This is a genomic window from Gramella sp. Hel_I_59, from assembly GCF_006714895.1.
Classification (GTDB): domain Bacteria; phylum Bacteroidota; class Bacteroidia; order Flavobacteriales; family Flavobacteriaceae; genus Christiangramia.
Genome location: NZ_VFME01000001.1, coordinates 1,632,885 through 1,648,425 on the forward strand (window position 1 = coordinate 1,632,885; position 15,541 = coordinate 1,648,425).

At 38.2% G+C, this 15,541-nt stretch carries 15 protein-coding genes, 1 other RNA gene and 1 pseudogene; 9 read left to right on the forward strand and 8 right to left on the reverse strand.

Annotated features, from left to right (window positions below; translation table 11 throughout):
- Nucleotides 1-3: 3 nt before the first annotated feature.
- The gene (rlmD, locus tag JM79_RS07400) at nt 4-1,413 is read right to left on the reverse strand and encodes a 23S rRNA (uracil(1939)-C(5))-methyltransferase RlmD (protein ID WP_141877535.1); all 1,410 of its coding nucleotides are present in this window, start codon (nt 1,411-1,413) and stop codon (nt 4-6) included.
- A 174-nt stretch (nt 1,414-1,587) separates the two neighbouring features.
- Between rlmD and rocD the strand changes: the two genes are divergently transcribed.
- Entirely contained in the window at nt 1,588-2,871 is a 1,284-nt protein-coding gene (gene rocD, locus JM79_RS07405; RefSeq protein WP_141877536.1) for an ornithine--oxo-acid transaminase, read from the forward strand.
- 66 nt (nt 2,872-2,937) lie between these two features.
- Here rocD and JM79_RS07410 read toward each other — a convergent pair whose 3' ends face one another.
- The 3 genes from JM79_RS07410 to JM79_RS07420 are packed head-to-tail and all read right to left on the reverse strand — an operon-like array spanning nt 2,938 to nt 5,425.
- Nucleotides 2,938-3,264, reverse strand: coding sequence for a CCC motif membrane protein (locus JM79_RS07410; RefSeq protein WP_141877537.1), 327 nt, complete (start codon nt 3,262-3,264; stop codon nt 2,938-2,940).
- Nucleotides 3,265-3,281: 17 nt separating this feature from the next.
- Nucleotides 3,282-3,575: a DUF2752 domain-containing protein gene (locus tag JM79_RS07415; RefSeq protein ID WP_347707205.1), complete on the reverse strand. Its 294-nt coding sequence runs from the start codon at nt 3,573-3,575 to the stop codon at nt 3,282-3,284.
- Complete coding sequence (locus tag JM79_RS07420) at nt 3,572-5,425, reverse strand: T9SS type A sorting domain-containing protein (protein ID WP_141877538.1); 1,854 nt, start codon at nt 5,423-5,425, stop codon at nt 3,572-3,574. Before JM79_RS07420 ends, JM79_RS07415 begins: the two co-directional genes overlap by 4 nt.
- A 77-nt stretch (nt 5,426-5,502) precedes the next feature.
- Between JM79_RS07420 and JM79_RS07425 the strand changes: the two genes are divergently transcribed.
- Together JM79_RS07425 and JM79_RS07430 are read left to right on the forward strand one after the other, a co-directional pair.
- On the forward strand, nt 5,503-5,703 hold the full coding sequence (locus JM79_RS07425; protein WP_141877539.1) for a hypothetical protein: 201 nt from the start codon (nt 5,503-5,505) through the stop codon (nt 5,701-5,703).
- Complete coding sequence (locus JM79_RS07430; RefSeq protein ID WP_141877540.1) at nt 5,700-6,248, forward strand: Smr/MutS family protein; 549 nt, start codon at nt 5,700-5,702, stop codon at nt 6,246-6,248. Before JM79_RS07425 ends, JM79_RS07430 begins: the two co-directional genes overlap by 4 nt.
- Here the strand turns inward: JM79_RS07430 and JM79_RS07435 are convergent.
- On the reverse strand, nt 6,245-7,270 hold the full coding sequence (locus tag JM79_RS07435) for a hypothetical protein (protein ID WP_141877541.1): 1,026 nt from the start codon (nt 7,268-7,270) through the stop codon (nt 6,245-6,247). The genes JM79_RS07430 and JM79_RS07435 overlap by 4 nt on opposite strands.
- An 87-nt stretch (nt 7,271-7,357) precedes the next feature.
- On the opposite strand from JM79_RS07435, the gene JM79_RS07440 reads away from it, so the two are divergent.
- Nucleotides 7,358-8,506, forward strand: coding sequence for a cysteine desulfurase family protein (locus JM79_RS07440; RefSeq protein ID WP_141877542.1), 1,149 nt, complete (start codon nt 7,358-7,360; stop codon nt 8,504-8,506).
- Between the two features lie 67 nt (nt 8,507-8,573).
- Here the strand turns inward: JM79_RS07440 and JM79_RS07445 are convergent, their stop codons facing one another.
- Nucleotides 8,574-10,262, reverse strand: coding sequence for a M23 family metallopeptidase (locus tag JM79_RS07445; protein WP_141877543.1), 1,689 nt, complete (start codon nt 10,260-10,262; stop codon nt 8,574-8,576).
- Nucleotides 10,263-10,447: 185 nt separating this feature from the next.
- Here JM79_RS07445 and JM79_RS07450 point away from each other — a divergent pair, with 185 nt between their 5' ends.
- The 4 genes from JM79_RS07450 (at nt 10,448) to rny (ending at nt 12,823) form a co-directional block, all read left to right on the forward strand.
- Nucleotides 10,448-10,738 carry a hypothetical protein gene (locus JM79_RS07450; RefSeq protein WP_141877544.1) on the forward strand — a complete coding sequence of 97 codons (291 nt, stop codon included), beginning with the start codon at nt 10,448-10,450 and terminating at the stop codon, nt 10,736-10,738.
- Nucleotides 10,739-10,744: 6 nt separating this feature from the next.
- Nucleotides 10,745-11,038: a cell division protein ZapA gene (locus JM79_RS07455; RefSeq protein WP_141877545.1), complete on the forward strand. Its 294-nt coding sequence runs from the start codon at nt 10,745-10,747 to the stop codon at nt 11,036-11,038.
- Between the two features lie 51 nt (nt 11,039-11,089).
- Nucleotides 11,090-11,208: non-coding RNA, 6S RNA (gene ssrS, locus JM79_RS07460), on the forward strand.
- Nucleotides 11,209-11,260: 52 nt separating this feature from the next.
- Complete coding sequence (rny, locus tag JM79_RS07465; RefSeq protein ID WP_141877546.1) at nt 11,261-12,823, forward strand: ribonuclease Y; 1,563 nt, start codon at nt 11,261-11,263, stop codon at nt 12,821-12,823.
- Between the two features lie 65 nt (nt 12,824-12,888).
- On the opposite strand, the gene JM79_RS07470 is transcribed toward rny, so the two are convergent.
- Together JM79_RS07470 and xerD are read right to left on the reverse strand one after the other, a co-directional pair.
- Nucleotides 12,889-13,836 carry an aldo/keto reductase gene (locus tag JM79_RS07470; RefSeq protein ID WP_141877547.1) on the reverse strand — a complete coding sequence of 316 codons (948 nt, stop codon included), beginning with the start codon at nt 13,834-13,836 and terminating at the stop codon, nt 12,889-12,891.
- A gap of 77 nt (nt 13,837-13,913) precedes the next feature.
- Complete coding sequence (xerD, locus tag JM79_RS07475; protein WP_141877548.1) at nt 13,914-14,810, reverse strand: site-specific tyrosine recombinase XerD; 897 nt, start codon at nt 14,808-14,810, stop codon at nt 13,914-13,916.
- Nucleotides 14,811-14,956: 146 nt separating this feature from the next.
- Between xerD and JM79_RS07480 the strand changes: the two are divergent.
- Nucleotides 14,957-15,526, forward strand: a pseudogene (locus JM79_RS07480) (porin family protein).
- Nucleotides 15,527-15,541 lie beyond the last annotated feature (15 nt).

The following is a 15,541-nucleotide window of genomic DNA, read 5'->3' on the forward strand; positions in this document are numbered from 1 at the left end:
ATTTTATCGTTTTTCCAGAAGGACAACATTTTCCACATGGTGAGTTTGTGGGAACATATCCACAGCTCTTGTTTTGGTAACTTTATAATGTTCATCCATTAAAGAAAGGTCTCTGGCCTGTGTAGCAGAATTACAGCTAACATACACAATTTTTTCAGGCATTATTCCCAGAATCTGGGCCACAACATCTTTGTGCATTCCATCACGTGGTGGATCTGTAATGATCACGTCAGGTTTACCATGTTTTGCGATAAAACTTTCAGTGAAAACTTTACGCATATCTCCAACATAGAACTCCGTATTTTCAATATTGTTGCGTTCAGCATTTTCCCGTGCATCTTTGATCGCTTCAGGAACAGCTTCCACACCAATTACTTTTTTCGCATTTTTGGCTACGAATTGGGCGATGGTACCGGTCCCAGTATAAAGATCATACACCAGTTCGTCACCTTTAAGATCTGCATATTCCCGTGTGATCTTGTAAAGATTGTAAGCCTGTTCAGAATTGGTCTGGTAAAAAGATTTAGCATTGATCTTGAATTTAAGACCTTCCATCTCTTCAAAAATATGGTCACGACCTTTAAAACAGATAACTTCCTGATCATAAATAGTGTCATTTCCTTTATTATTGATCACATATTGTAATGAAGTGATCTCAGGAAATTCGATGCTTAAAGCATTAAGGAGTAGTTCTCTCTTTACTTTATCTTCTGCATAGAATTGAATAAGTACCATAATTTCACCGGTGGAAGTGGTTCTAATCATAAGGGTACGCAATAAACCTTCCTGGTTTCTTGTATTAAAGAAAGGGATATCATTATTAGTAGCGAAATCTCTGGTGAAATTTCGAATGGCATTACTTGGATCAGCTTGTAAATGACATTTTTTGATGTCGAGTATTTTATCCCACATTCCTGGAATATGGAATCCAAGGGCATTACGGTCTTCAATATTCTCACCACTTTGAATTTCATCTATGGTAAGCCATCTACTATCACTGAAGGAGAACTCCATTTTATTGCGGTAAAAATAGATGTCTTCGCTTCCTAGAATTGGTGTTACCTTAGGCAATTCAATTTTACCAAGGCGTTGAAGATTATTTATCACCTCATTCTGTTTGTATTCAAGCTGAAACTTATACTCCATATTCTGCCATTTACAACCTCCACAGGTTCCAAAATGCTGGCAAACAGGTTCTGTTCTTTTATCTGAAAGTTTATGGAACTCAACTGCAGTTCCCTGGTAATATGATTTTCTTTTTCTGGTGGTTTGAATATCTGCAACATCGCCAGGAACGGCATTGTCTATAAAGATCACTCTTCCATCTGGAGATTTACCAATTGCCTTACCTTTGGCTCCGGCATCTACCACTTCAATTTCAGTAAATATCTTGTTCTTGTTTCTTCTTGCCATAGCGCAAAAATAGGATAATTAACAAGATTTAAAGAGAGGCCAGTTGAAATTTTCAGCAAACATTTAGTAATTTGCAGCAATTCGAATTTACGGGATGATTTCTCTCCAAATAGCGCTAATTCAAGCGGAAAAGTAGGAATAACCAAACACTAATTCAAAAAATTAAGAACTAACATGCCATTACCTAAAGTCAATTCTTCAGATGAAGCGATACAACTGGAAGATCAACATGGAGCCCATAATTACCATCCATTACCTGCAGTATTAAGTAAGGGAGAGGGTGTTCATGTCTGGGATGTTGAAGGCAAAAAATATTATGATTTTCTATCGGCTTATTCCGCAGTAAATCAGGGGCATTGTCATCCAAAAATCGTTGGTGCAATGTACGAACAGGCGTCCAAACTGGCTCTTACTTCAAGAGCTTTTCATAACGATGTTCTTGGAGCTTACGAAAAATATGCTACAGAGTATTTCGGTTTTGACAAGATCTTACCAATGAACACCGGGGCTGAGGCTGTGGAAACGGCTATCAAGATTGCTCGTAAGTGGGCTTATGAGAAAAAAGGCGTGAAAGAAACAGAAGCCCAGATTATCGTTGCTGAAAATAATTTCCACGGAAGAACCACTACAATCATTTCTTTTTCGAATGATGAGGGAGCTAGAAAGAATTTTGGTCCTTATACACCGGGTTTTATTAAGATTAATTATGATGATGTAGATGCTTTGGAAGAGGCAATAGAAAATAATTCTAATATCGCCGGTTTCCTTATTGAACCAATCCAGGGTGAAGCAGGTGTTTATACGCCTACAGATGACTACATGAGAAGAGTGAAAGAGATCTGTAACAAGAATAATGTATTATTTATGGCAGATGAGATACAAACAGGGATTGCCAGAACTGGTGGTCTTTTGGCTGTTTGTGGACACTGTACCTGTGAAAATCACTGTGAAAGACAGGAAGAAACTTATAGTAAACCTGATATTCTTATTTTAGGTAAAGCACTTTCTGGTGGGAATTACCCGGTATCTGCAGTACTTGCAGATGATGAAGTGATGGAAGTTATTAAACCAGGACAGCATGGTTCTACATTTGGAGGTAACCCGGTTGCCGCTGCAGTCGCTGTTGCAGCTCTGGATGTGGTTAAAGATGAAAACCTTATTCAGAATGCTAGAAAGCTAGGTAATTTGTTCAGACAACTGCTGGATGATTATATTAAGGAAAGCAATATTGTGGAACTTGTAAGAGGACGCGGACTGCTAAACGCTATCGTAATTAACGATTCTCCAGATAGTACAACTGCCTGGGATATTTGTATGGCGCTTAAAGAAAACGGTTTACTGGCTAAACCAACGCATGGTAATATTATTCGTTTTGCTCCACCATTAGTGATGAATGAAGAACAATTAAGAGACTGTGTCAATATTATTGTCAAAACTCTAAAGCGATTCGAAAAGTAAATTCCATTACAATACATAAAAAAACCCGCTTAATAGCGGGTTTTTTTATTTATGCTCATCGTGGATTTATCCACCATATTCTCTTAAAATCTCTCTTTGCATTTCTTCTACACCTTCCATACCACCGAAGGCAATTAAACCTACAATGATTGTTATAATATAAATCCCACTAAGTATAAGACCTATAATTGCAAGGATTTTCCCAATCTTCACGTTCTTGTATCCCGTATATAAGTAAGGGTCTGTATTGTAAATTTCCATTGCACGCTTGGACATCACTAATGCGATAATCCCGAAAATCAATCCAGCAATTCCATAGCAGCAGCAACCTACGACTGATAAAATTCCGAAGACGAGGATTAGGGTTGAATTTGGTAATTCTCTTTGTTCCATTGGTAGTTAGTTATTGGTTAATTAAATATATAAAACATTTTGTACAGGTAAGCTCCGGCGATGATGACCCCGTTAAAAATTATAAGACCAATTTTAATAGTATGGTCATGCCGGAATTTAAAAAACAGATTAAAGATGACAAAAACTAGTAATACAATGATGCTATAGATGGCTGGATACATGTGAAATGCACCTTCGAAATTACCTTGAAGCAACAAAGCTATAGAACGCTGAGCTCCGCATCCGGTACAATCAATACCAAAGACGCTTTTGTTCAGGCAGGGCAGCATGTATTCTTCTATCGAACTCAATTATTAATTCTTACTTTTTTGCTGATCTCTATTTGATCATTAGTTTTCACCTTCACAATATAAATAGCATTACTCAAATTACCGGTAGGATATAAAAATTCTTTTTCCCTGTTTTGCAGAACCTGTTGGTATACCTGCTTTCCCTGTAGATCATACATGCTTACCTGTGTGATCCAGCTTTTATAAAATAGTTTTATTTCAAGTTGCTCCTGCTTATTATTCTGAAATATTTCTATAGAATTAAGGAGGACGCGTGGTGGTTTTGAGTCGAATACTTTTAAATCTTCTGTCTCAGGATCCTGAGTATTATTACCTTCATTAGATTCTTCTGCCGCCGATTCCTGTTCTTCATTATTTTCATTTTCATTAGTCTGCTCAGCATTTTCTTCTTCTTCTTCTTCTTCTTCTTCTTCTTGAGGAGGTAATCTTTCAATGAAACTCAGGAAGAATCTATTTTTGTACAGTCCTGCGGAAAGGCTGAAGCTTAAACTACCAGATCGTATTCCGAAATAAAGATCCTGTTCAGCATCATAAATAAAGACTCGATCTGGATCAAAATTTTGTAGATCTGAAATGCTAAATTGAACATCTGTATTCTCCTTCAGCTGAAGTAGGAGCGGAATCAATTTCTCATCAATTTTCGGCTGAACATTAATAACGTAGTTGATATCGTTTTGGTCCCAGAAAATGTCATTGGATTTCTGCTCCATACTTTTAGCGTCCATACCATGATCGACCTGATCTGTAGACCTTTCATCGAAGCCAAGTATCAGATTTTTTTCGTGTAAAGAATTAAAGGTAACTTTTAAAGTTAGAGTAGTGCTCTCTTGCTCCTGTGAAGTCTTGAAGATCGGGATCTGATTTTCACGCATATAGATCCTGTGACTATTTGTGAAGCGTATAATTCCATCCTGTTTTCCAATAACCATAAATCCCTGGCCAATTGGCGACGGACTCCTATTGACTTCTGCTCCACGAAACAGCTCTACATCAGCGCTATTTCTGAAAATTGGTGGTGCGTATTGTCTTAAACCAGGAGAATATGTACCATAGCCTCCTATATAATCTGATAGGTAGTGAGAATTAACTTCAGCTTTTGAATCCCAGAAATAAGCAATTCCTGTAGTTGCTTTATTTTCAAGTAAAAATCGATCCAGATCGAACAACGAGGGATAAGGGTTTCCTATAAGCAGAATCTGATCTTTCTTGATAGGTATTTCAATCAAACCATTATTGGGAGTGCCTCTAAAATCGTAGAGCTGAGCATTCCCGGGATTAACTGCTTCAGAATTAATTACGTTTAAGTCAAGACCATTTACGCCTTTCATGCTGAAACCTTCGCCTGGTAAAAGATCGAACTGATTTCCCAGATATTGCCAGTTCGAGTAACCGGTTCCGGAGAATGCATATAGCCATCTATTCGATATTTGCAATGGATCAGATTTACCGTTAAGATCGGATGTGAGGGATGTTTCCTCCGAGTTTAATACATCTTTTGGTGCGAATATGTATTCGACTAAACTTTGCTCTGTACTTCTAACGGCTACAGGTAAACTCCAGTAGTTATAATCATAACCAGAAGAGGTGCCACGTTGATACACTGAAAGCTTTCCAGTACCCGTATTCTCATTAGAATCGCTTTCTCCCTGCAGCAGTCCGGCATTGTCACGAAGGTAAATACCAGCTTTAGATCCAGGATCCATCTGATCTATATTTATTTCCTTCTCCACATACAGTAGCCTGTTCTCAATATAGAGGTAGTGCTCTGCTTCCGCAGAAGATGTGACAGATAATTGTGCAAATACAGAGCCCGCACTAAAAATCAGCAGAAAAAGCAAGGTGTGCTTCACGAAAGCTATAAATTTGCAATAAATGTAATCATAAATCGAATTCGTCGAATTCTGTAATATGATTTAATTGTTTGAAAATGAATAATTCTCAGGTTCTAAATACAATACTGATATTTCTTGGTGGTGCGCTGCTTCTTTATGCAATCTCTGTTGATGATGTAAGTCCATACTTCAAAATTGTAGGACTTGTCATTATTATGCTTGGGCTTTACCGTGCGACTAACTTCTGGGTTGCGACTAAAGATGATCACGAAGGGCAAAATGAAAGTGATAAATGATGCTGAAAAAAGGAGATAGAGTAGAGGTGATCGATGATGCCCTTGCTGGTGTAGTTCAGGATGTTCAGAATAATAGTATTACTATAAAGACTGAAGACGGATTCTTAATGAACTTTGAAGCGCAGGAACTTGTAAAGATCGAGGATTCACTCGCCATTGAAGAGGTGTCAGATTTCGATATGGAGCAGGTGATCAAACAAAAAACACCTGATAAGCCAAGAAGATCTGAACGAATCAAACCAAAGGAACGTAGTGCACCTCCTATGGAAGTAGATTTACACATTCATCAACTGGTAAGATCCAGCCGACATATGTCTAACCATGAAATGCTGAATTTACAGCTGGATCATGCCCGTCACAAACTCGAATTTGCCATTCAAAAGCGTATACCTAAGATCGTATTCATACACGGCAAGGGCGAAGGTGTTCTTAAGATGGAACTGGAGTATCTTTTAGGAAGATACTCGAACGTAAAATTTTACGATGCAGATTATCAGAAATATGGCCTCGGTGCTACAGAAGTATATGTCTTTCAGAATGCTTAATTAGAAGTTTCTTCATCAGTTTCTTCTGTTTCTTCTTCTTCTTCGTTACAATTTGGGACATCTTCAGGACATTGTAAAAAAGGAACGCCATTCTCATTCAGCGAACCTAACTGGTAGGAACTAAAGCCAATGGTTTCCCCAGATCCATCATCTTGTCTTTCAAGGTTGAAATTACGTAGCGTCACTTGATAACCGTAATTCCTTGTGATATTGTGTGGAATATATTCATTATGCTGGATGAATTCAGTTTGCTGATCATTTAGATAATTTTCTAGACCATCCCCGGTGCTGCTAAATAATTCAGGATTAGTAAGTCCGTCTTCCTCGCTTACTTCCAGTCTTGTTTCCACACCATCTTCATCATCATCATCATCCAGATAGTTAGGGATACCATCTTTGTCCGTATCAACCTCTCCATTATCATCCAATATGGAATCTTCGTTGATAGCACGTTCTCTTTCAGTAAGTACGTTATCACCATCATCATCTACGTCCAGGTAATCTGGTATACTATCACCGTCAGTATCCTGATGATTTAATCCATCTGGATCCCAACCTTCCTGTAAATTAGAGAGATCATCGTCATCTGGATCTGCATCTCCGGTTTCGTCTGTAAATCTGGTAGCTATAGTAACAGTTCCATCAGAGCCACTCTCATACTCTGTTGTTGGCACCGGTTCACTTGGAGGAACTACCTGGCAGAAATAGTCACTACCATCAATCTGTCCATTATATATACGATAAACAACCTTGTTTGATGTATTTAAAGAGAAGGTAATGTTTTCAGAAGTGTTGGTAATAAACTTTCCAGAATCATCGGTAGTAATATTGCTATTGGTGAATTCCAGAGAGATGGATTCGTTTACATCATCATTATTGGTAGCGTAGATCACAAACTTATTCGGGCCATCACAAAACTGAAGTGTACTGTCCTCAAAATCAAAGTCGGTTACAATGATATCTCCATCATCACAGGAAGTAAGCAGGCCTAGCAGCGCAATCGCGATCAAAAAACGTTTCATTCTATTGCTTTTTAAACAAAAATACAGGAATCAAAGATATGAGGAAGAGATGTAGGAAGTTATTTTATTTCCATTAATTTTGCGGCCATGAAAAATGTCTATTTTGATTCTGCAGCTACCACCCAGATTCGGGATGAAGTGGTCGATAAAATGACCAGCGTTTTAAAAGAAAACTATGGAAATCCATCTTCCACGCATAGCTTCGGAAGATCTTCCAAAACCCTGATCGAGCAGGCCAGAAAATCTGTTGCTAAGATCCTTAATGTAAAAGCATCTGAGATCGTATTTACTTCCGGAGGGACTGAAGCAGATAATCTTGCTTTAAATTCTGCCGTAAGGGATCTGGGTGTTCGAAGGATCATTACTTCCAAAATCGAACATCATGCGGTACTTTATACTGTTAATCAACTACAGGACTGTTTTGATATCGAGGTAGAATATGTTTCCCTGGATTCCAAAGGTCATGTGGATCTCAAAGATCTTGAAGAACGATTAAAATCTTCAGATTCCAAGACATTGGTAAGCCTGATGCACGTGAATAATGAGATTGGTAATATGCTGGATCTCAAAAAAACCGCGCAACTCGTAAAATCATATAACGCACTTTTTCATTCAGATACCGTACAATCTGTGGGTCATTTTGAGCTTGATTTCGAAGAAATCCCTGTCGACTTTACCGCGGTAAGTGCTCATAAATTTCATGGACCAAAAGGTGTTGGCTTTGCTTATGTGCGTCGCAACTCTGGTTTGAAACCGTTAATTTTTGGTGGGGAGCAGGAGCGAGGTCACCGTGCAGGAACTGAAGGTGTGCACAATATTGTGGGTCTGGAAGAGGCTTTAAAACTTGCCTATCAGGATCTGGAGAAAGAACAGGCTTATGTAAAAGGTCTAAAACAACATTTTATAGATAAGCTGAAGCAGGAGATTCCTGGTGTAAGTTTTAATGGTGCCTGTGAAGATCATACTCAAAGTACATATACTTTATTGAACGTTTGTCTGCCTGTAACCCAGGAGAAGGCTCTAATGCTATTATTTCAACTGGACCTTAAAGGTATTGCCTGTTCTAAAGGGAGTGCCTGCCAGAGCGGTAGTGACACGGGTAGTCACGTGCTAAATGCATTTTGTTCTGAAGAGGATTTGAAAAAACCATCCTTGCGTTTTTCATTTTCCCGATACAATACTAAAAAAGAAATTGATTTTGTAGTATCTACTTTAAAAGATTTTATAGAAAGCTAAACTACAGTATAATAATATAAAAAGCCCGGATCATAGATTCGGGCTTTTTCTGTTTTATATGCCTGGTTTATTTTCTGAAGAACTTTGCGGTATAAGTCGTTGTGTTACCCACGTTATCATTTACGATAATCTTTAGATCATTTTCAGTTTCGGTTACTATATCATCTGAAAAGTAATGTGTGAGTGTATTATTTTTGTACTCATATTCCATTAAAATGAACTTCCCATTTACCGTTGCTCTGAAATCCTGAATTCCAGAAAGATCATCTGATATCTTTACCTTCAAATTTTCATTGCCTGAGATCCATTGACCATCGTAAAAATTAACTGGTCTAACGCTCGGGGCATTCGTATCCTGAGCTAATCGATAATTACCAAATGTTCTGGTTCCTGTCGTAAAGCGATTTCCTTTTTTATAAGTTGTCGAGTAGTTCAACCTGCCATTATCTGATACACGTGTAATAAAGGTTTTCGCTTTATCTTCTTCGGAAAGTTCACTTACATCAAAACCTATGGTGAAATTTTTATGCAAAGGGATTTCATCGCGATGTACCGTTACTACATCATCACTGAAGTTGATGTCAAGAAAGGTATCATTATATAAACTACCACCAGGAATATATACATCCATTTTTCCTCCTTTAGCAGATAGTCCATTTTCACTGGAAGCCAGGTATTCCGTTTCCAATTTTTCTCTTTTAACGATCTTATCACTAATCTGTCCTTTAATTGGAATGCGGATAAGCTTTTCATTGCCTTTAAGATCTGTTACTCTTATAGTATATTGATAATCGAGACTATCTTTAATATTAAGCAATCCCTCGTTCTGCATATTTCCATAGATACTTAAAGGATTACTTGGGGTTTTATAAAGGCGTTGTATTCTACTTCTATTGGTGGCGTAATATTCGTAATCGATCAATTGATTAAGATGCCTGGTTTCAGCAAAAGAAAACTTTTCAAAGTTTATTTCGAAAACTTCTTCTCCATTCAGATTTGATTCTATTTTAAAAACACCATTCTGATTGTAAGCGCCATCTTGTTGATCTACAGTGGTAATACCAAAGCCTATTTCACCACAAGCTTCAACTTCTGGAACAGCAAATGTTCCGTCATTTTGAGGGATCAATTTTAATTTTTGTCGGTTTTGAGAATTATTTACATGTGCATCTTCACCAAGAGGATAGGCAAAAATTCCCTGAATCACAGGCGGTTTTGAGTCGGCAACATCCAGACCAAATAATTGTGCATTCATGGGGCGCTGGCTTCCATCCCTAATTTCGAAATGCAGATGCGGGCCTCCGCTACCACCGGTATTTCCACTATAGGCTATCAACTCTCCTTTTTCAACTTTGAGTTCACCAGGTTCTGGGAAAAGTTCTATTTCGTAAGATTCCTTAGCATATTGCTGCTTCCGCAGATAATCCTTCAGCTTTGGTGATAACTTCTGAAGATGTCCGTACACTGTAGTATAACCATTTGGATGCTGGATGTAAAGAGCTTTTCCGTAGCCATAATGCTGAATATTGATTCGGCTAATATATCCTTCCGCAGAAGCATTCACCTCAAGACCTTCACGCTGCTGGGTTTTAATATCGAGTCCGCTATGGAAATGATTAGACCTTAATTCACCAAATGTTCCAGCCAGAACGATGGGTACATTAAGCGGATTTTCAAAATAATCCTGAGGTAATTCTTGTTGGGAGTGAACCTGAATACAGATAAAGGATAACAGGAATAATAAGGCTTTCTTCATAGATCTGGGGACTTTTTCATTTTCAAAGCAGCTGTAAAGTTAATTAAAGTTCTATCAATATTAAATGGCTTGCCTACAGAGAATTACTAACATTGTTCATTATTATTTTAAATCACCTGAAAAAGTATTGGGATATTTCAAAGCGTATGTTAACTTTGTAAGGGTTCACATCGGTTTTAGCGATTATGAGTGATATGACAGAAATAGTTGATAACCTGGAGAATAAGATCAGTAAGCTCCTTCATAGATATGAATCTGTGAGGCAGTCCAATGAATCTTTACAAGAGGAATTAATTTCTGTAAGATCTGAGTATGAGAAGCTGGAGGGAGATTTACAACTTTCCAGGGATCAGATTCAAACTCTAAAAGCTGCGAACGCGATGCTTGGCAGTACCGAACATAAGACAGAAACGAAGCTCAAAATAAATAGCCTGATTCGGGAAATCGATCAGTGCATCGTTCAGTTATCTGAATAATTTACGATGGAAGATAAACTGAAAATTAAAATATCGATCGCAGACCGCGTGTATCCGTTAACCATTCAGCCCAGCCAGGAGGAAGGTTTACGTAAGGCAGCGAAAAAGATCGAAGCGATGATCAAACAGTTTGAGCAAAACTATGCTGTGCGTGATAAGCAGGATGTATTAGCCATGTGTGCTTTACAATTTGCGGCTCAAACAGAGCAGAAGAATATAGATAAGTCGAGTGAAATGATTGAAGCAGAAGATAAGTTGAAGGAACTTAACGATCTGTTACAGGAACATTTAAGCTCATAAGTTCATAAAATATAATAAAGGTTACTGCCTGTATTAGTGCTTTTTTGATAAACTCAACACGAATTCTTTAAAGAGGGTAAGTCTATGTTGTAAAAGCGTGCCGTGTCCCTTTACCGGGAGAGCGGATTCTTGATCAGCTTGTTAGCCCTAAACTTGATTTTAAGGAGTTTAATCCAAAACACAGCTAATACAGGCTTTTTTTTTACATCTAATTCAATATAAATGGAAATACTGATAATAATTGTTGCAGCAGTTGTAGGCCTCGCGTTAGGCTTTGCGATTGCAAAAATGCTTGAAAAGAAACAGGCTTCTAATACTATCGCCAGTGCTAAGAAAGAGGCAAATTCCATCGTGAAGGAAGCCAAAGCAGAAGGGGAGAGCATTAAAAAAGATAAAATTCTTCAGGCGAAAGAAAAGTTTATTGAATTAAAGTCTGAGCATGAAAAAGTGATCTTATCCAGAGATAAGAAGATTGGCGATGCAGAGAAAAGGATCAAGGATAAAGAGTCTCATGTTTCTAATGAGCTAAGCAAGAATAAAAAGCTAAACAAAGATCTTGAAGGTAAACTTGCAGATTATAATCATCGTGTAGATTATTTAGATAAGCGCCAGGAAGAGATCGATAAACTTCATAATAGTAAAGTGCAGCAACTGGAGGTTATCTCCGGACTTTCTGCGGAAGATGCTAAAGCACAACTTATAGAATCACTGAAGGATACTGCCAAGGCAGATGCCATGTCTTTAATTCAGGATACGGTTGAAGAAGCTAAACTAACTGCACAGCAGGAAGCGAAGAAAATTATTATAAATACTATCCAGCGAATTGGAACTGAAGAAGCTATTGATAATTGCGTTTCAGTATTCAACCTTGAAAGTGATGATGTTAAAGGACGAATTATTGGTCGTGAAGGTCGTAATATTCGAGCTTTGGAAGCAGCAACAGGAGTTGAGATCATCGTTGATGATACACCAGAGGCTATCATCTTAAGCTGTTTTGATTCTGTTCGTAGAGAAGTTGCAAGATTATCACTTCACAAATTAGTGACCGATGGTAGAATTCACCCGGCACGTATTGAAGAAGTAGTTAAGAAAACACGCAAACAGATCGAAGAAGAGATCATTGATATAGGTAAAAGAACTGTGATCGATCTTGGTATTCATGGTTTGCAGCCAGAATTGATCAAAATGGTAGGGAGAATGAAGTATCGTTCTTCTTATGGACAGAACCTACTGCAACACTCTAGGGAAGTTGCCAAACTTTGTGGTGTAATGGCTTCAGAGCTTGGTTTAAATCCAAAATTAGCTAAGAGAGCAGGATTACTGCATGATATTGGTAAAGTTCCGGAAACGGAGACTGAAGTGCCTCACGCGATCCTTGGTATGCAATGGGCAGAGAAGCATGGTGAAAAGCCGGAAGTATGTAATGCTATTGGAGCTCACCACGATGAGATCGAAATGAATTCATTATTATCACCAATCGTTCAGGTTTGTGATGCCATTAGTGGTGCAAGACCTGGAGCAAGAAGGCAGGTGCTTGATTCTTACATCCAGCGTTTAAAGGACCTTGAGGAGATAGCCTTTGGTTTTGGCGGAGTGAAGAAAGCTTACGCGATACAGGCTGGACGTGAACTTCGAGTGATCGTTGAAAGCGAGAAAGTGTCTGATGATAAAGCTGCGAACCTATCATTCGAGATCTCCCAGAAGATCCAGACAGATATGACGTATCCAGGACAGGTGAAGATCACCGTAATCAGGGAAACTAGAGCAGTCAACGTTGCAAAATAAACGTTGGAAGCATCAAAAAAAAAGGCCGTTCTTTCGAACGGCCTTTTTTTTTGAGTTCTGTACTCTTAATCATTATAGATATTCTCATACGAGTTTCCCTCCATCTCGAAGAATTTCCCCGTAACATATCTAAAGTGATCATCAAGATCTGCAATCTCTTTGAGATCATCTTCATCCAGTTGGTAACTGGCACTTTGTAAATTTTCCTTGATCCTACCTTCGTTAGTGGACTTTGGTATCACAGCAGTTCCTCGTTGCTCGCTCCATTTGATCAAGATCTGTCCAGCTGAAGCTCCATGTTTCTTAGCAATTTTATTGATCACAGGATTTTCAAGCAAAGAAGGTTCGTCGTCAGCTTTCATTTCGTCGCTACGATCACCACTACCTAGCGGAGAATAACCTGTCACATTAATCCCATTTTTACTACAGAATTCCAATAGCTTATCCTGTTGCAAATAAGGATGAAGTTCAACCTGATTCATTTCAGGTGCGTGATCGGTATCGTTCATAAGTTCCTCCAGTTTTTCAATACTAAAATTCGAAACTCCAATATGCTTTACCAGGCCTTGCTCTTTTGCTTTAATCATTTCTTTCCAGGTCTCTATAAGTGGTACTTCCTTCAGAGATAAGAAATCTTCCGCTCTTTCAGGAAATGATACATCAGGTTTAAAAGCAACCGGCCAGTGAATGAGATAAAGATCAAGATATTCCAGCTGTAAATCTTTTAAAGTCTGTTTTAGGGCTGGTATGACATCTTCTTTTTTATGGGCGTTGTTCCATAATTTAGAAGTAACCCATACATCTTCACGTTTTATATCGCCCTTGCCAAAAACTTCAGCAAATGCTTCACCAACTTCAGCTTCATTACCGTAAGTGGCGGCGCAATCAATATGTTTATACCCATTGTTCAGGGCGATTTTTACGGCGTTCGCTACTTCACCTTTTTCAGATTTCCATGTTCCAAGACCTATGGCATCCATATGGTCTCCATTCTTAAATTTTAAAGTCTTCATAATTCAATTTTTTATGAAGTTAAGGATTTATGGAGGGAGCGAAAAGTCTTGAAATTGGTTTAGCAGAACTTTAATATCTATCGGCGTGGATGGAAGCTTTCCATGACTTCTCTCAAATGCGATCTGTCTACATGTACATAGACTTCAGTAGTTGTGATGCTCTCATGTCCTAACATTTGCTGAATGGCTCTTAGATCTGCTCCATTTTCCAGTAGATGGGTTGCAAAGGAATGGCGAAAGGTATGCGGACTCACTTTTTTACTAATACCGGCTTCCTTGGTGAGTTTTCTTACGATCGTGAAGATCATAGCCCGCGTTAATTGTCTTCCTCTACGATTCAGGAAAAGTGTATCGCTGTATTCGTCTTTAATTGCCTGATGTGGACGAACTTCATCTTTATAAAGAGTGATGTATTTAATGGTGTATTCTGAAATAGGAACAAAACGCTGTTTATTCCCTTTACCGGTTATTTTAATAAAGCCTTCGTCGAAGAAAAGATCAGACAGTTTGAGTTCGGTAAGTTCAGAAACACGCAATCCACAACCGTATAAGGTTTCGATAATGGCTCGATTTCTTTCGCCTTCAGCTTTACCAAGATCTATCACTCGTATAATTCTGTCAATTTCTTCCGTAGATATAATATCCGGAAGTTTTCGTCCAGTCTTTGGAGATTCAATAAGTTCCATAGGATTTTGTTCCCGGTAATTTTCAAACACCAGGTAATCAAAAAAGCTTCGCAAACCGGAAATTAATCTAGATTGAGATCGCGCATTTAGGCTTGAAGAAACATCATAAATGAACTTTTGAATGATCTCTTCGGAAATTTGATCGGGACTTACTTCAATTTCATTAACAGTAAGAAACTTCTGAAGTTTTCGTACGTCCAATTGGTAGTTGGAAATGGAATTATCTGATAATCCACGTTCAAGCTTAAGGTAGTTGGTATAATCCTTTAAGGCATGCTCCCATTTCATGTGTTAAAGATAGTAATTGCAGGACATCAGTCTTAATAATACTTTATGCTTGCATAACTTTTTGTTAACAGGTTGTATCCTACTTTTGGCGGAAATAAAAATTAATAATGATGAAAAAAACAGTTTTATTAGTAGCCGTTGCGTTGATGGGATTTGTATCTAATTCGTTCGCACAGGAAAGTTGGAGTTTTGGTGTGAAGGGTGGTGTAAACTTTTCTACTGTAACTGGAGATTACTTTAAAGATCCAAGTCATAGAACAGCTTTTAATGTTGGTGTTCTTGCTGAAATTCCTGTAGCAAACAGACTATCCATACAGCCAGAGGTATTATACTCTGCTCAGGGATACGATTTTGCTTCAATCGATTAAGACAACATTTTCGATATTGATGACAACATTGAATACCAATTAGATTATATCCAGGTACCGGTACTTGCTAAAGTATACGTAACTGATGGATTGAGTGTTCAGGCTGGTCCTTCTTTTAACTTCAATGTGAATGAAGAAATCGATTACTCTCCAACAGAGAACGGTGGCGATATCGAGCTTGAAGATCAGGTAAAGGATTTCGAAATTGGAGCAGCTGCAGGTTTGGAATACAAGCTTAATAGCGGATTCTTTATCCAGGGTAGATATACTTACGGTTTTACCGAAGTATTTGATGGATCTGATGCTCACAATTCAGTTTGGCAGGCAGGTATTGGATACCAGTTCTAGTCTATTGACAAATCA